Raw genomic sequence first — 18,728 nt, forward strand, 5'->3', positions numbered from 1 at the left:
GTCGATCTCAGGTTCGATTGCTTGTTTGTTGTCAGTCAGTGAATCACGTGCAGCTCGTAGCGGGCGTCGGAGCGATCCTCCGCCGCGTCGCGCGTGCAGAGGAACGCGTCCCAGCCGAGCCGCGAGCCCGCGCCGAGCACGCTCGCGCCCACTTCCGTGCGCTTGAGCACGAGCTTGACCTCGTATTCGAGCGTGACGCCGGCGAGCAGCGTCAGCATCCGTTCGAGCGCGATCGCGTGCGGGCCGCCGGGCAGGAACGCTTCGTAATCGCGCTTGGACAGCGGGCCGACGACGATCCGCGCGCGCATGTCGCGCTGCCACACCCGTTCGCCGACCAGCGCCGTCGCGCCGAGCACGGCGTTGACTTCGCCGAGCACGCTCAGCTGATCGGGCGGCACGTCGTACCACTTGCCGACGAACTGGTCGATCTTCACCGGCACGCGGAAGTAGTCGGACAGCGTGCGCTGCAGGTACGCGGCCGACATCGGCCGATGCCGCGCGGCCAGCGCGTAGCCGGCGACGGCTTCGTCGAGCACGCCGCCCGCGCCGGCCGCGAGACTGTCGCGCACCTCGTCGCTCGGCACGCCGGCGATCGCGAGCAACAGCGGCAGATAGCGCTCGTCGCGGTCGAGTTCGTAATGGAACGGCAGCCGGTACTTCTTCCACGCAGCGTAGAACAGCGCGGTCGCGCGGTTCGAGAACACGTCGAAGAACGCGCGCGCCGCATGGTCGCGCTTGAGATGCTCGCGCGCGACGATCTGCTCGGTGTAGTGCAGCGGCAGCGCGCCCTGCCCGCCGAGCAGCCCGAAGAACGCGGGCGTCAGCTGGACGCGGCCGAGCTCGCCGGCGGCGAGCGCCGCGCCGCGCGCGTCGCCCGAATCGAGCGGCGTGCCGTCGTCGTCGAACGAGCGCGCGCCTTCGATTTCGCTCGGCGGGAAGCCGATCGACAGCGTGTTGCGGAACTCGATGCGCTGCGCGACGACGTCGCCCTGCCGCCACGCGCCCGGCGCATCGGACGCCTGCCGCGCGAACAGCCCCTCGAGCACGCGCACGGCCTGGAAGAACTCGAAGCGGTGCGGCTCGTCGAGCAGCGCGTCGACTACGCCAGGATCGATTCGCCGGTTCGGGGCTTGCATCGGATGATCTCCTCGCCGGTGCGCTTCGACACCACGACTAGTTGAACGAAACTGTTGAGGTGCACGTACAGCCCGAAGAAGCTGTCGAGCACGCGCACGAACGACGCGAGGCTCGCGCCGACGAAATGCTCCTCGTCGATGGTCAGGCGAATCTCGATGCCGCGCACGAAGGTGGCGAACGGCTTGCCGGGCAGCCACTGCACGGCGCCGCGCTGCTCGACGCCGGCGAGGCCGTCGATCTGGCGCATCGACACCGCGGTGCGCCGCAGGTCGTACAAGGTCAGCATTTCCTTGAGCGGCGCGAGCCCGTGCGCGACCAGCGACACGTGGTTCAGCGCGAGATGCGACACGAGCCGCCAGTGCGCGGCGCGGCCGCGCTCGAAGCGCACGCTCTGCGTCGGGCGCCGCAGCATCGAGATGCCGCTCGTCTGCGCGCCACCTTCCTGGAACAGGTCGCCGCCTTCGAGGCCGAACGCGAGCATCGCCGGCAGGTCGCGGTTGGTGCAGGTGAGGTCGAGGCTCAGCGTGTCGGTTTGCGGCGACGTCGGCTCGAAGTCGATGTCGACGATCGAGATCTCCGTTTCGTAGCCGGGGCTCTTTTGCGCGACCCAGTCGTTGCGGCGCGCGAACCAGTAGTGGCCGATCCGCGCCGATTCGCCGTGATGCAGCGAGTAGAACGGCCGGAACTCGATCACCGATTCCTCGTGCGCCTGCTGCCTGACGAGCTTCACCGAATCGATCGAGTACACCTCGTACGCGAACGCGCGCCGCGCCTCGGCGATCACCGGATACGACACCGCGCGGTGCGTGATGCGGATCGGCTCGCCGTGCTGGCGGAACAGGTTGACGATCGGCGTGCAGAACAGCCGGAAATGGCTGGCCGTCAGCAGCTCGAGCAGGCGCGCGACATGCGAATCGCTGCGCACGTCCTGCAGCACGAGATGCAGCGTCGCGCGCTGGCAGCGGCCCGCCGCGCGCGCGATCGCCGCGACGTCGAAATCGACGAAGTCGAACTTGTCGGGAAACGCGAAGTATTCGGTCAGCAGCCGATAGGCGGGATGCGACTTCGCCGGGTAATCGATCAGCGCGTCGTCTTCGTCGAAGCCGGCCTGCGCGGTCGGCAGGTTGCGCAACGCGGTCCAGCGGCCATTGCGCTCGGGCTCGACGTACGCGGCCAGCACGTTGACGAACAGGCAGTCGGTCAGCGCGGCGACGAACGACTGCTCGCCGTGCAAGTGCGCGCGCAGCGACGGCAGCTTCAGCGCGCCGAGGTCGAGCTGCGCGGCGAGCGATTCGAACGTGATCGAGATCACGCCCGTCGCGTTGGACGGCAGCACCGTCGCGCTCGGCGCGAGCGCGACCGGCGTGAAGCGTGCCTCGGAGATGCGGATCGGCGCGAGCGTCACGTCGTAGGCGGTGCGGAACCGGCATTGCACGCCGCGAATCGGGCGGCTCTTCAGCTCGGTGCCGCGCTGGATCACGACCGGTTCGGTCTGCTGGCCGGGCGAGGCCGGCGTGAACTGCGCGATCGAGCACGACGGGAACGGCCGCAGGTAGTGCGGATACAGCACTTCCAGCAGCGCTTCGGTGAACTCGGGGTAGTCGTCGTCGAGCTTCTTGTTGATGCGCGCGCCGAGCAGCGCGAACGACTCGATCATCCGCTCGACGTGGGGATCCTCGCAATGCTCGCCCGACAACGCGAGCCGCGCCGCGATCTTCGGATAGCGTTCCGCGAAATCTTGCGAATAGCGCCGCAAAAACGATAATTCGCGCTCGTAATACGGCAGCAATTCTTCCATCGACGCCCCCGAAGCTCAATCTTTCCTGCCGGACCCTGGTCCGCCACCGGGCGGTCCGGCCCGCTCGGCAGCTTGATTCACTGCATTCTGGCCGCGCGTGCGCGCGTGACCGAATACTGCAGCGTCGACGGCTGCAGCATCGCGTCGAAATTCACCGGCTCCTCGGCCGGATGCACGACGAGCAGCGCCTGGATCGCGAAGTACAGCGCGTTGGTCGACTGCTCGTTCAGCTCGAACGTCACCTGTACCTGCTGCAACCGCGGCTCGTGGCGTGCGATGGCCTGCTGGATCGACTTGCAGATGAACGCGCGGTCATAGTGACTCGCGAGGCTCAGGCCCGCGAAGTCGTTCAGCCCGTAGGTAAGCACCGATTTCTGGCATTCCGGCAGCGCCGCCAGCTCGAGTTCGGTGTGCGCGATACGGGTGTTGAGGATCGCCTCGACGTCGCGGGCGACCGTGTTCTTGAGCTCGTCCAGCGACAATTGCCGCATCGCTGCCGAGGCCGGCAGGTGCGGTTCGTCGTCGAACAGCTTGTCGAGAAAACTGGGTTCGAAGCGTTTCATCGGTCGGCGTTCACAGCGAAAACGGCAACGGGACGCCCAGCGCCCCGTTGCCGCAACCGACCTTAGACCGCGTAGGTCTTGTCGTTCTTCGTCAGACTCCAGGCGCCCTGCGTGTTGCCGCCCTGGTTGCCGCCGATCTTCTGCTGGGTTTGCTTCCACTGCACGGCTGCGTACTTGAGCGAGAACGTCTCGATCGGCAGACCTTCTTCACGCACGCTCGGCGCGATGCTCGAGATGATCACGTACTTGAGCTTCACTTCCAGATACTGCACGCGCTTGCCTTCGCCGTCCGCGCGCGAGAAATGGACCGTGACTTCGTCGAACGTGGTGCCGCCCGAAGCGTGCTGATACAGCAGCGGGCTCGACGAATCGATCTCCTTCGTGAAGATCATGTCGCCGTGCTCGCAACGCGTCATCGTGTGACCGCCTGCGGTCGATGCCGTTGCCGAACGCGGCTGAACGATCGAGTGATCCCACGATTTCAGTTCGATCCAGCCCTGATGGTCCTTGTCGGCGGACTCGCCCTTCACCGCCGGACTACCAAACTGCATGTGCATATGTAACATGGCCCTTCGACTCCCCAAAGAGGTGGTTTTAACGTCCTACCCAGGCGGCCCGCCCGGGCGAATTGCTCGCTTATGAATTTGCCGGTTTGGGCAGATCAGCGACAAGTCGCAGAGAAATCGAGAGTTCGTCGAGCTGAAAGTGCGGGCGCAGGAACGCGACCGAACGATACGAGCCCGGCTTGCCCGGAATCTCCGATACTTGTATGGATGCCTCGCGCAGCGGAAATTGCGCTTTCTGCTCCTGCGATGCGTTGTCGTCGAGCAGAACGTATTGCGAAATCCACCGGTTGAGGAAAGTCTCCACGTTCTGCGCCGATGCGAAGCTGCCGATCTTGTCCCGCATCATCGCCTTCAGGTAGTGCGCGACGCGCGATACCGAGAAGATGTACTGAAGCTGGGCAGACAGGACGGCGTTCGCATTCGCGCTGTCGGTGCTGTACTTTTTCGGCTTCTGCACCGATTGCGCGGCGAAGAACGCAGCGTAATCCGAGTTTTTGCAATGCACGAGCGGGATGAAGCCGAGGTCGCTCAGCTCCTTCTCGCGGCGATCGGTGATCGCGATTTCGGTCGGGCACTTCAGCGCGACTTCACCGTCGTCGGTCTTGAACGTGTGGGTCGGCAAGTCCTCGACGAGGCCGCCGCCTTCGACGCCGCGAATCGCCGCGCACCAGCCGAAGTCGTCGAACGCGGCCGTCAGGCGTGCCGCGAAGGCCCACGCCGCGTTGCACCACAGGTATTTGTCGTGCTCGGTGCCGTCGACGTCCTCGACGAAGTTGAAGTTCTCTGCGGTCTGGCCGTCCTTCGGATTGAACGGCAGGCGACCGAGGAAGCGCGGCAGCGTGAGGCCGACGTAGCGCGAATCTTCGGCATCGCGGAACGACTTCCACTTCGCGTATTCGACCGTGTCGAACACCTTGCCGAGGTCGCGCGGCTTGCCGAGATCGGCGAACGACTCGAGGCCGAGCAGCTCCGGCGACGCCGATGCGATGAACGGCGCGTGCGCGGCGGCCGCAACGTGCGACATCTGCTCGATGAAGTACATGTCTTCCGGCTGGCGCGAGATCTCGTAATCGCCGATCAGCGCGCCGAACGGCGAGCCGCCGAACGTGCCGAACTCTTCTTCGTAGACCTTCTTGAACAGCGCGCTCTGGTCGAACTCACTCGCGCCCTTGAAGTCGCGCACGAGGTCGCGCTTCGGCGCGTGCAGCGCCTTGATCTTGATCGTCTGGCCGGTGTTGCTTTCCTTGACCAGATAGTCGAGGCCGCGCCACGTGCTTTCGAGGCGCTGGAACTCCGGCGCATGCATCACCGCGGACAGCTGCGTGGAGATCAGGCGGTCGAGCTCGGCGACCCGCGCGTCGATCGTCGCCGACAGGTTGTCGGACACGATCACCGTGCCGTCGAGCACCTGATGCACGAGTTCGCCGATCAGGTCCTTCGCGCGCGCATGCTCGGAATCGGATTTCGCGACCTTGCTCTTCTCGACGATGTCGTCGAGCAGCGAAGTCCCGGCGGCGTATTCCGCGCCGCTCGCTTGGGCCGCAGCCGTTTGCTGGTTCATCTCAACACTCCGTCGTCATTCGCCGTCTTTGTCGCCGCCGGTGCCCTTCGCGAGCTCCTGCAGCTGCTGCGTGTTCTTCAGCACCTCGGACAGCAGATCCTCGAGCTTGTCGTTGCCGGCAAGCTTGTTGCGCAGATCGGCGAGCTTGGAGCGCGCCTCGAGCAGGCGGCGCAGCGGCTCGACCTGCTCGACGACTTCGTCCGGGCTGAAATCCGACAGCGAGCGGAACTTCAGGTCGACCGCGAACTTGCCGCCGTCCGCGCTCAGGCGGTTCTCCACCTGAAACGCGGCGCGCGGCTCGATCGCCTTCATCACGTCGTCGAAGTTGTCGCGGTCGATGTTGACGAACTTGCGGTCGCGCAGCTTCGGCTGCTCGACTTCCGACTGGCCCGCCAGATCGCCGACGACCCCGACGACGAACGGCAATTCCTTCACCTCGATCGCGTCGCCCTTCTCGACCTCGTAGGTCAGCTGGACACGCGGCGGCCGTATCTTCTGCAGACTTTTCTGAATGCTCTCTTTCTTGGCCATCTCGACGGCTCCCAGGTTAGTTGTGGTTATCGCGTCAGTTGCGTGCTGTTGCGCTCAGTTGCGCAGCGCGCTGAACGGATCGGCGCCGCCCTTCTGCGCGGCGGCGGCCTGCGGCGGAGCCGACTGCGCCGGCGCTGCAGCCTCGGCGGCCGGCGCCGCGCCGGCCTTCGGACGATGAATGATGCGGCGCGACGTGCGCGGCTTCGCGACGCGTTGCTCCGGCGGGAACAGCGCGGATTCGCCGAGCGTGTCGCGCAGCTGCTTCGCGAGCGCCTGCGCGTCGGACTTCGCGTCGCCCGCGAGCGATGCATCCTGGCGCAGCTCGCCGAGCGACTGCGTCGCGATCCGCAGGCCCGCGACCGCGAGCACGCTCTTCGCCTGACGGTCGGTCGCATCGCGCTGCAATGCTTCCTGCGCGGCGACGATCGCCTGGCCGTAGTGGTTCTGCGCGAACTGGATCTGCGCGATGCGCGACCACGGCTCTTCGCGCGTCGGGTCCGACTTCGCCAGCTGCTGGTACAGGCCGAGCGCCTTGTCCTGATCGCCCGACTTCGCGACGGCGTCCGCATCGGCCAGCGACTTGTTGAATACCTCGGCGCTCGGCGGTGCGGACGGCTGGGTCGCACAACCGGCGATGACGCCGCAGGCCAGCACTACCCCAGAAAGTTTTGCGAAGAGACGGTCTTTCATCGTTATATCCACCGGCGCGTGAGTATTAAATTCGTTGAGAATCTGGTTCTTTTGCTTTGCAAGAAGCGCGCGGGTATAGTACCGATCAATTTTTCATAATTCAATCGTTGCGTGCAGAGTAATTCCTTTTAAAAGTGTGCGCCCCCCTCGAAACGCCTTCCGCAATGGGCCGCGGACAGCCTTTCCAGCGAAGGGAATGCGCAACTTTTACTTGCTTCGTGGCGTGGCGCACCGAGGACGGAAAAAATTTCCGAAACACGCTGCGGCGCCCGCATGTTTAATAGTTGAAGGCCGATAAGCCGGGCATGCGCGCGATGCGCAGCAATACCGGCAGTTTTGACAGGGGAGTTAAAGGCGGCACGCCGGAAACACGATGAAATCGACCATGATTCGCTATGCGCTGCCGCTGCTCGCGAGCGCGCTGCTGGCCGGATGTGCGGCCGCCCCGTTGCTCGGCTCGGCCGCGAGCGCCGTGATGCAGGCCGCCGGCATCGGCAAGCCCGAGCTCCCGGATTCGCAGAAGCCGCCGCGCAACATCGGGCTTACGCTCGCGGCGGCGTCGAACCTGAACGCCGCGAACGATCGCAAGCCGCTCGCATTGGTGGTGAGACTCTACTCGCTGAAGGACCCGACTTCGTTCCAGCAGGCGCCGTTCGACGCGTTCACCGATCCGACCAAGGAAAAGGCCGCGCTCGGCGCCGATCTGCTGAACGTGCGCGAGATCACGCTGATTCCGGGCCAGCGCTATACGGCGACCGAAAAGGTGTCGCGCGAAGCGCAGGCATTCGGCATCGTCGCACTGTTCCGCGATCCGGCCATCCAGCGCTGGAAACTGACGTTCGACCCGGCAAAGTCGGAGAAATCCGGCATAATCATCGGCCTGCATAATTGCGCGATGACGGTCACCGATGGCACCGTGATCGCACCGCAACAGGGTGCGCCTTCGCAACCGCTGAATTTGCTTTCGTCGGTCACCTGCGGATAAGCATGACGCACGAATGTCAATTAACAAGAGTTAACAAATTGGCGATTAATTCGGGCACGACCAAATCGATTAGATCGCAACGCTACATTAACCGGATTTGACATGAGTTATTCGGCCAAGGTGCTGTGGGGGGAAGGGCTGTTCCTCCGGCCTCAACACTTTCAACGGCAGGACGCCTATCACGAGGCGCGCCTGTTCGAATCGATCCAGGCGATCCAGCCGTACAACTGGGGCTTGCGCTCGGTGCGCATCGATCGCGATGCGCTCGGCAGCAACGTGCTGCGCGTGGCCGAGCTCGCGCTCGTGTTCCCGGACGGCGCGCTGTATGCCGCGCCGCAGGCCGACGACCTGCCGCCGCCGATCGCGCTCGACACGCTGCCCGACGGCATCAACGAATTCGTGTTCTACCTCGCGCTGCATCCGCTGCGCGAGAACGGCACCAACTACAGCGACGATCCGGCGTCCGGCTTCACGACGCGTTTCGTCAGCGAGCAGACGAGCGTCGCCGACAACTTCACCGACGCGGCCGAAGCCGACATCACGTTCCTGAAGACGCAGGTGAAGCTGATCGCGCACAGCGAGCCGCGCGACCAGTTGCTGTCGGTGCCGCTCGTGCGCGTGCGGCGCACGGCGACGTCCGGCTTCGAGCTCGACGACAGCTTCGTGCCGCCGTGTCTCGCGATCGAAGCGTCGCCGATCCTGCACCAGCGGCTGCGCCAGCTGGTCGACGCGCTGCAGGCGAAGGTCAATGCGCTGTACGGCTTTCACCGCGAGCCGTCGAAGAACATCATCGAGTTCCGTTCGGGCGACATCGCGTCGTTCTGGCTGCTGCACACCGCGAACGCTGCGTTCGCGACGCTCGCGCATCTGCATCAGCATGCGGCACTGCATCCGGAGCGGCTGTTCCAGGAGCTGCTGCGCCTCGCGGGCCAGCTGATGACGTTCTCGAAGGGCTACACGCTCGCCGACCTGCCCGTGTATCGCCACGACGATCCGGGCCCGAGCTTCGCTCGTCTCGACCTGATGCTGCGCGAGCTGCTCGACACCGTGATCTCGACGCGCTACTTCGCGATCACGCTCGACGAAGTGCGTCCGTCGTTCCACCTCGGCCGCCTCGATTCGGGCAAGATCGACGACAAGACCGAGTTCTATCTGGCCGTGTCCGCCGACATGCCGAACGTCGAACTCATCGACGCGGTGCCGGCCCGCTTCAAGGTCGGTGCGCCGGACGACGTCGACAAGCTCGTGCTGTCGGCGATGCCCGGCGTGCGGCTGTCGTACATGCCGCAGGTGCCGCCCGCGATTCCGGTGCGGCCCGGTGCGTGTTACTTCCAGCTCGACTCGCGCGGCGCGCTGTACGAGCGCATGCTGCAGGCCCAGTCGGCGATGATCTATGCGCCGACTGGCATCAATGACCTGAAATTCGAACTGATCGCGGTCACATCATGAGCTACGCGCCTTCCCTGTTCGGCGACAACGCGCCGGCCCCGTTGCATACCCCGGCGTCGACCGACGCCGCGTTCCAGGCCCGCTCGCTGCTCGACCTGTTGTACGACGGGTTCTTCATGCTGTTCCTGCTCAAGAACGGCCGCGCGCCGGACAGCGCGAGCGAGTTCAGCACGAAGATTCAGGAATTCCTGTCGGACTTCGAACGCGGCGCGAAGAAGCTGAATATCGCGGCGGAGGACGTGTATGCGGCGAAGTTCGCGTATTGCGCGGCCGTCGACGAGATGGTGCTGTCGTCGCAGTTCAAGATCCGGGCCGACTGGGAACGCCGGCCGCTGCAGCTGGTGCTGTTCGGCGAGCAGCTCGCGGGCGAGAAGTTCTTCCAGTATCTGGAGGAATGCCGGGCGCAAGGTGCGGCGCGGCTGCAGTCGCTCGAGGTGTTCCACATGTGCCTGCTGCTCGGGTTCCAGGGCAAGTATCTGCTCGAGGGGCCGGAGAAGCTCGCTTATCTCACCGCGCGGCTCGGCGACGAGATCGCGCATATGAAGGGCAAGCGCGCTGCGTTCGCGCCGCATTGGCCGCTGCCGGATCAGATTGCGCACCGGTTGAAGCGCGAGGTACCGGTGTGGGCGATCGGTGCGGTGTTCGCGCTTGTGGCGCTGCTCGGGTATCTCGGGCTCAACACCTATCTGAAGGACAAGACGCTGCAGGCGCTCGCGCCTTATTCGCAGGTGATCAAGGTCGGGCCAGAGTCGGCGAATTTGACGATTTCGTTGCCTTGAGCTTGCGGTGAGCGGACGTTGTCGCGTTGGAGGGAAGGACCGCTTGGCGGTCCTTTTTTGCTGTGGCGTGGGGCGTGGCGTGGCGGGCGCGTTCAGAGAAGAATGAACTCGTCGTTGTCGACGTAGAACACGAACGCGTCGAGCAATTGCGCGATGCTTGGTTCGTCGACCTGATCATGCGCGTTGATGACGATGTCCTCGATCGTCGCGCTGTTCAAGGTCACGCGCCAACCTTCTAGTGGAGCGGTGGCGGGTGGCGTCGCGCCTTCGGCGTGAGCGGTGCCTTCGGCGAACTCGCCCTCCGTATCGAGCGTCCACGGCATCTGCGGCAAGCAGAGCCACCCGTGGAAATCGCCAGGGTGTTCAAGAATGTGCTTCAGCGACACGGTGGTCGCGGTGATCGTTGACATGGATGTTGCGGTGGTGACGGGAGTCGAATCGATGCGTTGGGCGATCGGGAAGGGGCGCGTAGGGGCTGCGGGGTAGCCGCTTGCGGCGGTGAGGGGGGATTATGCCAATTTCGTGTGCGGCGCGTGGGTTCGGCGGAGAGTGTCGGGCGGTTGGCTGAACCTGTCCGCATTTTTGTGGGCGAGGCGGTTGAACAGCACGTTATCCACGCGCCTGCATAAATCGCTCTCCGAACAGGATAGCAAACTGATTCATTGCTGATTTCCAGTCGAAGGCGGCCCGCACGGTCTTGGCCAGCACGTTGCGCAACGCCAGCCAGAGCAGCTTGATGGCCGCCTCGTCATTCGGGAAGTGACCGCGGGTCTTGATGATCTTGCGCAGCTGCATGTTCAAACTTTCTATCGCGTTCGTAACCGGCATGATATAGCCGGTGCCTCGCGTTCCCGCGCCGAGCGGTTTGAGCGTATGGTGTGACCATCCGGGACATGGGGCACTGGGGAGCACTTCGGGTGGGCAGGCCGTTCCTATACGATGAGCCGCGAGCTCGTGTTAGTAGTTGGCCGCCCCTGCGACCCGCCCGGTTGCGCTGCGAGCGCGAATCCGTAGTTGTCGTGCTGTCCCACCGGCTCCCAACAGTGATCTGAAACGGGAGACGGTTATGCGAATCGTAGGGTTAGATGTGTCGCGCTCCGTGGCCGAGATCGCGTACCTGGAGGATGGCACGCTGCATGCAGGCGGCCGCACCGGGTTGCGACGCGATGAACTGGAGCGCTTTGCGGCAAAGCTGCGTGCCACCGATCATGTGGTACTCGAAGCGACCGGCAATACCACTGCCATCGTCAACGTCTTGCGCGCGCATGTCGCGCGTGTGGCGATTGCCAATCCGCTGCAAGTTAGGCTGATCGCGGAGGCTCGCGTCAAGACGGACAAGATCGATGCAGCCGTGCTGGCACAGCTGTATGCGAGCGGTTTTCTGCCGGAAGTATGGATGCCGGACGAGCACACGCTGGCGTTGCGTCGACAGATCGCGCGCCGCTCACAGCTGGTGCGGCAACGTACACGGCTGAAGAACGAGATTCACGCAGTCCTGATTGCACACCTGATCGAGCGGTGTCCCGCCACCGATCTTTTTGGCAAGAAGGGGCGTGCGTGGCTCGGTGTTCAACCGCTGCCACTGGATGAACGACTGGGTGTTGAGCAGCGACTGCGCGAACTGGACCGCCTCGGCGACGATCTGCGCGAGGTGGAGCAAGCGCTCGCGCAAGCGACCATCGACGATGCGCGATTGCGCGTGATGCTAACGATCACTGGCGTGAACACCACAGTGGCGATCGGACTGCTATCGGCCATCGGCGACATCGCGCGGTTTCCGAATCCGGAGAAGTTGGTGAGCTACTTCGGTCTCAATCCATCAGTCTATCAATCCGGTCCGGCACCGGCCAGGCATGGTCACATCACCAAGCGCGGGCGCTCTTATGCTCGGGCGATGCTGGTCGAAGCCGCTTGGGGTGCAACGCAAGCGCCCGGGCCGCTGCGCGCCTTCTTCCTGCGCGTGCGCGATCGCCGCGGCCAGCAAATTGCCGCCGTCGCGACTGCTCGCAAACTCGCAGTAATCGTATGGTATGTGCTGACACGCGGTGAACCGTTCGCGTGGGATCGCCCGGCGTTGACTGCGCACAAACTGCGTGCGCTGGAACTGCAGGCTGGAATGCCGGCGCAGCATGGCCCGCGCAAAGGTTCGGCTGCGGCCTACAGTCTGAAGAGTGTGCGTCAGCAAGAGCGAGCCGTGGCCGAGCAGTCTGAGCGAACCTATCAGAGACTGTTTAACCGGTGGAAACAGTCGCGCCCCAAATCAGACAGCGCGCCGATACGGTGGCCGCAGGCGCGAACATAGCGAACGAGCGAAGCGCGGTGCGGGACTTGTGCATTTCATCCGTTGTGTAGACAACTCGTCGAATCTCCGGCGGAAACACGAAGAACGGTATGACGTGCTCCCATGCACGCTGCCACGACTGCACGATGGTCGGGTACTTCGCGCCCCAAGGGCCGTCAGCGAAGTCTTGCAGTGCCTGCCTTGCCGCCTCCTCGCTGGCGGCCGCGTAGATCGGGCGCAGCGCTGCGGCGAGCGCCTTACGGTCCTTGTAGCTGGCGTACTCGAGACTGTTGCGGATCAGATGCACGATGCAGGTCTGAACGGTCGTGCGGGGATAGGCTGCGCTGATGGCCTCGGCCCGCCCCTTCAGGCCATCGACGACGGCGATCAGGATGTCCTGACAGCCACGCGTCTTGAGTTCGTTGAACACCTTGAGCCAGAACTTGGCGCCCTCGGTCTGCTCGATCCAGAGGCCCAGCACGTCGCGCTGGCCGTCGGCCTGAATGCCCAAGGCCAGATAGACGGCCTTGTTGCTGACCACGCCGTCGTCGCGGATCTTGACGCGCAGCGCATCGAAGAACACCACTGGATACATCGTTTCGAGCCGGCGGCTTTGCCAGCTCAGCGCCTCGGCCATCACCTCGTCGGTGACCGAACTGATGAAGTCGGGAGACACCTCGGTGCCGTAGCTCTCAGCCAGAAAGGCCTGAATCTCGCGCACGCTCATGCCGCGGGCGTACATCGCGATGATGCGTTCGTCGAAGCCGGTGAAGCGGCGCTCGTGCTTGGGAATCAGGATCGGCTCGAAGCTGCCGTCGCGATCGCGGGGGACTTCGACCCGAACCGGGCCACGATCGGTGATGACCGTCTTGCCGCTGGCGCCGTTGCGCTCGTTGGCCTGACCGGGCGGCTTGGACTGGCCTGGTCGGTAGCCCAAATGCAGATTCATCTCGGCGCCCATCGCGCGCTCGATGACTGCCTTGTTGAACGCCAGCATCAGGTCCTGAACCTCGGCCGGCGTCATCGGCCCCTTGACCAACTGGTCCAGCAGTTCCTTGGGCAGTTCAGGCAGCGGCCCGCGGGCCGCTGCCTGACGCGCTACAGTTTGCCTTTTCTTCTTCATTGGCATATCCATGACTTTTACACCTCATGATATGCCTCGCCCACGAAATCGCGGATAGGTCCCCATGGAGAGGTGTCTGATGCCGAAGCAACGTCGTTCGTTTTCCCCCGAGTTCAAACAGCAAGCAGCCAATCAGTTGACCACTACAGATCGGGTCCTTGCTGACGAACCGGCCGCTGTTGGGATCATAGTACCTGTGCCGGTTATAGTGCAGCCAGTTTCGGTACCGTGCCGAATTCGCAGACGTGTGACATCATCCGTTTGACCAGTCGATGTAGGCGTCGTTGTCGTAGTAGTAGACGAAGGCGCTTACCAAGTCCGACACAGTCGCGCCTTGCCGCTGTGCTCTAGCATTTTCGACGACGCTTTTGATCACTTGAATTCCAAGTGCGTAGTGCAATCCGTGATCGACGGCGAATCTCGGCCTGTCGGGATCTGGCTCATTGTCGAAATCGTCTGGATTGAGCACTGCGCAAGGCGTGCCTTCATTCCAGTCGACTCCGTGTGGCATGTATAGCGCGAAGTCCCAAGGTTGCCTGTCGATGCCGTCAAGCACGTCTCGAAGGGTCGTGATCTTGTTCATTAGCGAGCGCGTCCGCCTCCCCAATTTTGTTTGCCACCTTGGCCGCCCGGATGCAGCACAGCTTGAACAGGGCCAGGCGCCTGATGCTGAGACATCGGGACCAACTGCAGAACCCCCTTACGGCACGGATGATGATGCCACGAGAACCCGGGCGGGGCACTTGATTTGTATCCGCCTCGTGGGCCAGCCGCAACGTGATCCGAAACCCCGGAATAATGTTGATCCATCATTTGCTTGAACTGTGGATCGCTTTGCATTGCTGCATCGAACTGTCGATTTGCTTCCCTGAAATGCGATGGGTCGCTACCCACCTCCTGACCAGGAGCAAGCTGAACCTCATGAAGCACTGAATATTGGCTACTGCTTAAAGGGCGGTTTGAACTATCGCATCCAGACAGCTCACGCGCTAGACCGAGTGCATCTGTCCACAAGATCGGGTTGGGCGCGTACTGATAGATGTTCGGGCCGCCTTGCAAACCAATCGGATCTTTGCTAACGAACCGGCCAGAATGAGGATCATAGTACCGATACCGGTTGTAATGCAGCCCCGTCTCATCATCCCCCCACTGCCCCTGAAACCGCAGCGCATTCTTCGCCACGATCCCCGTCGCCTTCGACGCGCGCGCGATCACCTCCCGCGCTTCACCCCACGCCTTGTACGACGCTTCCCACACAACGTCACCGTCGTCATCGGTCAGCAACTGCGGCGTCCCGATCTGGTCGCAGTGGTAGTAAAACACTGCCGCGTCGCCCCGCCGCTCCGGCATTTTCTGTAGCGGATCCTCCTCCGGCACATAGCGATCGGTGCTCTTCCACTGCGGCGTCGCAATGCCCTCCACCGGCTCCGCAACATACTGCGCCAGCGGCACGAACGTCCGCGGCTCGTACAGATAGTGCGTACCGCGCTCGCCGTCGCTCTCGTACGCCAGCGTGTCACCATCCCAACCGAACACCGTCCGCTCGCCGTTCACCTCCTTCGCAATACGCCGGCCGAACGCGTCATAGAAATACCGCGCCTCGCTCTGCCGAGACGTCTCCGCAACACGCGCGGACAGCAAGCGATTGAACTCATCCCACTCGTATTGCTGCTCGCCCACCGGCGTCCGCTTGCGCACCAAATTCCCGCGCGCGTCGTACTCGAAGTGCATCCCCGCATACGCCTTCAGCAGGTTGCCCAGCACCTTCGGCACCTCGACCGGCAACGTGCTTTCCGGCCGCACCGGGCTCGGACGCGATGCCGGCGTCTCGGCAGTCCGCACCGGATCGATGATGTTGCTCGCCGGATCGAACGCGAAGCGCTCCTTCGCCACCGGACTGATCGCCTCGACCAACCGTCCGACCGGATCGTACCGATAGTCGGTCCCGCCCTTGCGGCTGTCCTCGATTCGCGACAGTTGTCCCACCGCGTCATAGCGATACCGCCGCTCGACCAGTGGCGCGGGCGCCGTCGACCGTTGAATCGTCTGCTGCAGCACGCGCCCCGCCGGATCGTAGTGCGTGCGCTGCCCCACCTTGCTCGACAGCACGCGCACCGTCTCGCGATGCAGATCGTCGCGCTCGAACTGCACGCGCTCCTCGCCATCGAGCAACATCCCGTGCACATGCCCCGAGCCGTACATCAGCCAGTCCACGACATGCCCGTCCGGCCGCACGCTCCGACGCCGGTTGCCGAGTTCGTCGTAGTCGTGATGCCACACGTAGCTGCGCTGTTCGCCGAACAGGTCGTATGCATGATGCTCGCGCACCAGATTGCCGACCGGATCGAAGAAGAACTGCACGCGGCTGTATCGATTCACCGCGTCGATCAACCGGCCGCTGCGGTCATACGCAAACCGCTCTTCGCTGCCCCCCGCGACGCGCTTCAGCAGACGGCCGTTCACATCGACGTCGACGGACGTCACGCAGCCCGCTTCGTCCATCGATACGAGGCTGCCGCTGTCCGGATCGTATTGATAGCGCGTCGACTTGCCGTCGAACGCGACTTCCTCGATCAACCTCCCCGCCGGATCGTAGTGGAACTGGTACGTCGCAAAGTTCGCATCGGTGAGCGCCGTCAAACGTCCCAGGCGGTCGTAGCGGTAAGCGATCGTCTGCCCGAGCGCATCCGCGCGGCTCGCGATGCGGCCCACCGCGTCGTAGCCATAGCGCGTCGACCGATTGAGCTGATCGGTATGCGCGAGCAATCGGCCTTCGGCGTCGTACTGCACGTGCTCGACACCGGCCGGTGAGCGAATCTCGCTCAATTGGCCGCTCGCGCCGTATGCATAAGCGATCACGCCGCCGGATGCGTCCTTCGTCTCGATCACGCGGCCGATATCGTCGTACCGCCACTCCGTCTTCTTGCCGGAGCAATCCGTGTAGCTCGTGACCTGCCCGGCATCGTTGTACTCGAGCGCCTTCGAGCCGCCCTTCGCATCGGTGATCTGCGTCGGCAACCCCTTGTCGTTGTACGCGTACTTCGTCGAGCGCTCGAGCGGATCGATCTCTTCGACGAGATTGCCCGCATCGTCGTACTTGCGTTGCCACACGTGCCCGTTCGGATCGACGAGCCGGATCATCTGGTCCTTGTCGTCGTAGGCCATTTCGACGACGCTGCCGTCCGCGCGTTCGTGCTCGACGAGATTGCCTCGCGCGTCATACTCGCGCCGCTCGATGCTGCCGTCCTGACGGATATGCAGCACCAGATTGTGATGCGCGTCACGCCGGAACCACTCCTGGTTGCCGTCCGGATAGACGATCCGGTACACGTAGCCATGAATGTTGAAGTAGTAGCGCGTCATCTGACCGAGCGCGTCGGTCACGTAGGTGAGGCGGATATTCGGGTTCCACGCGAGACGCAGATCGAGGCTGCCGTCATCGGCATATTCGCGGATGCATTTCGCGTTCGCGTTGTCGTCGGCCTCCGCGCCATCCCATTCGAGCGTCATCCCGCGGCCGGTGCGGTCGGTGTAGCGCGTCACGAGGTGACGGTGATACCGATACGTCCGCGCATTGCCATGACGGTCGACCGCGCGCACGAGGTCGCCCGCGGTGTCGTACTCGTAGCTCGCCAGCGTCCGGCGCGCGCCGTCCTTCAGCACATGCTCGATCCGTACGATCCGCCCATGTCGGTCGTGCTCGAATGCGAGCACGTTGCCGCTCGCGTCGATCAGCCGCGCAAGGCGGTCGAGCGCGTCGTAGTCGAGCGTGATCGTGTTGCCGGCGCGATCTTTCTGCATCGCGAGCCGGAACGCGTCGCCACGACGCTCGTACGCATGCAGCGCGTCATGGCCGTAGGCGATCGTCACCCAGGTGTCGTCGAGTCGCGACAGCGTCAGGTTTTCCGACAGATCGTCGTGCACTGCGCCGGCCGCCAGCGCCGGATACTCGATGCTGCGTCCTTCCGCATCGCGATAGATCCACTGACCGTCCGCGATGTCGATCCGCGTCGTATAGGGCGTGATCCATCGCGCACCGAGCTCGCCGTCGTCATACGCGGAAAGCCGCGAACGGTACGTACGCTCCCACACGAGCGGCAGCGCGCCCGGCAGATCGAAATCCACGTGCGAGAAGGTTTCGTCGCCGAACGCGAAATCGATCGAAGCCGGCGACGCGCCGATGCCGCACGCCTTGCACGCGCTCTTGCCCGGACCTTCGGCCGGCGCTTGGCCGCTGGTCTTCTCGAGACCTTCCTGCCCGCGCGTCTTCTTTGCCTGGCTCGTCCCGGCAGCCTTGACGTCGGCCGTCTGCGCATGGAGCTTCGCGCGTGCCTTGACGCGCCCGACGGCCTCGATCAGCTGCAACACCAGCCACATCATCTTGCCTTCTTCGCTGCCGGCAAGCGAACGGATCGACGTCGCGATCTTCGGCGCCTCGGTCCGCAGGAACGTCACCGCGCCGCGAAACGGCTCGAGCCACGCGTCGGGCGCGAGCTTCGCCATCGTCCCGGCCGTCTTGTTGACGACCTGCTTGCCGAGCGCCTTGGTGCCTTCGTATGCGAACTGGATGCCATCGCCGACCCGGCTCGGGCTGTACCACGGCCGGTCGTCGGCCATCTTGGTGGCGAGCTGCTGCTGGCGCTTCAGGTTTGCGTTGGCGTCGAGCAGTTGCCCGTGCAGCGCGCGGTCCATGCCCGTCGCCAGCGCGAGCATGAGCTCCTCGGATTTCGATGCGCAGCCGTCCAGCAGTTCGACGAGGCCCGCCTTCAGCTTGTTGAGGAAATCCTCGATCTCGGTCGCGCACGTCGCGTTGACGTGCGTGACCAGCACGGAGATGATCGCCGCGCCGAGATTGCTGCGCGTGGCCAGCAACTCGTGACGCACGAGCGCGAGCAACGGGCGCGCCGACATCCGGAACGGCGCGAGCGTCGGCGGAATCGGGATGATGCCGAGCAGGTTGATCGCGAGGCTCATGTAGTCGAGCACCTGCCCGCCGCGCTTCTCGACGATCTCGGCGATGTCGCCGAGCGCATCGACCATCGCCATGATGTTGCCGACGATCGGCACCGCGCCGGCAAACGTCTTCACGTCTTCGAACGTGATGTGATTGCCGCTGATGCGGCGCAGCCATGCATCGAAGCGGTTGCCGACCGCCGCGACGTCCTTCGCCGAAACGTCACTGAGCCAGGTGACGGCTTCTTCCTTCTCGGCGCCGGGTGGAAGTTGTTGTGCCATGTCGTGGTTCGTTCAATTCGTTTTCTCAAG

At 64.0% G+C, this 18,728-nt stretch carries 14 protein-coding genes and 3 pseudogenes; 4 read left to right on the forward strand and 13 right to left on the reverse strand.

What is annotated here, in order from left to right:
• Positions 1-35: 35 nt before the first annotated feature.
• The 7 genes from tssG to AK36_RS11700 all read right to left on the reverse strand — a co-directional run bounded on the left by tssG (position 36) and on the right by AK36_RS11700 (position 6,846).
• The gene (gene tssG, locus AK36_RS11670; protein WP_011883109.1) at positions 36-1,136 is read right to left on the reverse strand and encodes a type VI secretion system baseplate subunit TssG; all 1,101 of its coding nucleotides are present in this window, start codon (positions 1,134-1,136) and stop codon (positions 36-38) included.
• A complete protein-coding gene (gene tssF / locus AK36_RS11675) occupies positions 1,100-2,935 on the reverse strand; it encodes a type VI secretion system baseplate subunit TssF (RefSeq protein ID WP_045578565.1) in 1,836 nt (611 codons plus the stop codon). Before tssF ends, tssG begins: the two co-directional genes overlap by 37 nt.
• Before the next feature lie 77 nt (positions 2,936-3,012).
• On the reverse strand, positions 3,013-3,498 hold the full coding sequence (gene tssE / locus AK36_RS11680) for a type VI secretion system baseplate subunit TssE (RefSeq protein ID WP_011883107.1): 486 nt from the start codon (positions 3,496-3,498) through the stop codon (positions 3,013-3,015).
• A 62-nt stretch (positions 3,499-3,560) separates the two neighbouring features.
• Positions 3,561-4,064, reverse strand: coding sequence for an Hcp family type VI secretion system effector (locus AK36_RS11685; RefSeq protein WP_011883106.1), 504 nt, complete (start codon positions 4,062-4,064; stop codon positions 3,561-3,563).
• 70 nt (positions 4,065-4,134) lie between these two features.
• A complete protein-coding gene (gene tssC, locus AK36_RS11690; protein WP_011883105.1) occupies positions 4,135-5,625 on the reverse strand; it encodes a type VI secretion system contractile sheath large subunit in 1,491 nt (496 codons plus the stop codon).
• Between the two features lie 15 nt (positions 5,626-5,640).
• Positions 5,641-6,156, reverse strand: a complete 516-nt coding sequence (gene tssB, locus AK36_RS11695; protein ID WP_045578566.1) for a type VI secretion system contractile sheath small subunit — start codon at positions 6,154-6,156, stop codon at positions 5,641-5,643.
• A 54-nt stretch (positions 6,157-6,210) separates the two neighbouring features.
• Positions 6,211-6,846, reverse strand: coding sequence for a tetratricopeptide repeat protein (locus AK36_RS11700; RefSeq protein WP_011883103.1), 636 nt, complete (start codon positions 6,844-6,846; stop codon positions 6,211-6,213).
• Between the two features lie 385 nt (positions 6,847-7,231).
• On the opposite strand from AK36_RS11700, the gene tssJ reads away from it, so the two are divergent.
• The 3 genes from tssJ (at position 7,232) to icmH (ending at position 10,059) form a co-directional block, all read left to right on the forward strand.
• The gene (gene tssJ, locus AK36_RS11705; RefSeq protein ID WP_172820452.1) at positions 7,232-7,831 is read left to right on the forward strand and encodes a type VI secretion system lipoprotein TssJ; all 600 of its coding nucleotides are present in this window, start codon (positions 7,232-7,234) and stop codon (positions 7,829-7,831) included.
• Positions 7,832-7,933: 102 nt separating this feature from the next.
• Complete coding sequence (gene tssK / locus AK36_RS11710) at positions 7,934-9,280, forward strand: type VI secretion system baseplate subunit TssK (protein WP_011883101.1); 1,347 nt, start codon at positions 7,934-7,936, stop codon at positions 9,278-9,280.
• The gene (gene icmH, locus AK36_RS11715) at positions 9,277-10,059 is read left to right on the forward strand and encodes a type IVB secretion system protein IcmH/DotU (protein ID WP_011883100.1); all 783 of its coding nucleotides are present in this window, start codon (positions 9,277-9,279) and stop codon (positions 10,057-10,059) included. Before tssK ends, icmH begins: the two co-directional genes overlap by 4 nt.
• A gap of 92 nt (positions 10,060-10,151) precedes the next feature.
• Here the strand turns inward: icmH and AK36_RS11720 are convergent, their stop codons facing one another.
• Positions 10,152-10,469, reverse strand: a complete 318-nt coding sequence (locus AK36_RS11720) for a DUF7716 domain-containing protein (RefSeq protein ID WP_014722338.1) — start codon at positions 10,467-10,469, stop codon at positions 10,152-10,154.
• Positions 10,470-10,668: 199 nt separating this feature from the next.
• Positions 10,669-10,890 (reverse strand): annotated as a pseudogene (locus tag AK36_RS11725) (transposase); the annotation flags it as partial.
• A gap of 235 nt (positions 10,891-11,125) precedes the next feature.
• On the opposite strand from AK36_RS11725, the gene AK36_RS31010 reads away from it, so the two are divergent.
• Positions 11,126-12,361, forward strand: a complete 1,236-nt coding sequence (locus tag AK36_RS31010) for an IS110 family RNA-guided transposase (protein ID WP_059606722.1) — start codon at positions 11,126-11,128, stop codon at positions 12,359-12,361.
• A gap of 7 nt (positions 12,362-12,368) precedes the next feature.
• Here the strand turns inward: AK36_RS31010 and AK36_RS11745 are convergent.
• The 4 genes and pseudogenes from AK36_RS11745 to AK36_RS11755 form a co-directional block, all read right to left on the reverse strand.
• Positions 12,369-13,469, reverse strand: a pseudogene (locus AK36_RS11745) (IS256 family transposase); the annotation flags it as partial.
• A 142-nt stretch (positions 13,470-13,611) separates the two neighbouring features.
• Positions 13,612-13,677 (reverse strand): annotated as a pseudogene (locus AK36_RS34730) (RHS repeat-associated core domain-containing protein); the annotation flags it as partial.
• Between the two features lie 39 nt (positions 13,678-13,716).
• Positions 13,717-14,046 (reverse strand): DUF7716 domain-containing protein, encoded by a 330-nt coding sequence (locus tag AK36_RS11750; protein ID WP_011883097.1) that lies wholly within the window; start codon positions 14,044-14,046, stop codon positions 13,717-13,719.
• The gene (locus AK36_RS11755) at positions 14,046-18,698 is read right to left on the reverse strand and encodes an RHS repeat-associated core domain-containing protein (protein WP_045578569.1); all 4,653 of its coding nucleotides are present in this window, start codon (positions 18,696-18,698) and stop codon (positions 14,046-14,048) included. Before AK36_RS11755 ends, AK36_RS11750 begins: the two co-directional genes overlap by 1 nt.
• Positions 18,699-18,728 lie beyond the last annotated feature (30 nt).

It is taken from the genome of Burkholderia vietnamiensis LMG 10929 (assembly GCF_000959445.1).
GTDB lineage: Bacteria > Pseudomonadota > Gammaproteobacteria > Burkholderiales > Burkholderiaceae > Burkholderia > Burkholderia vietnamiensis.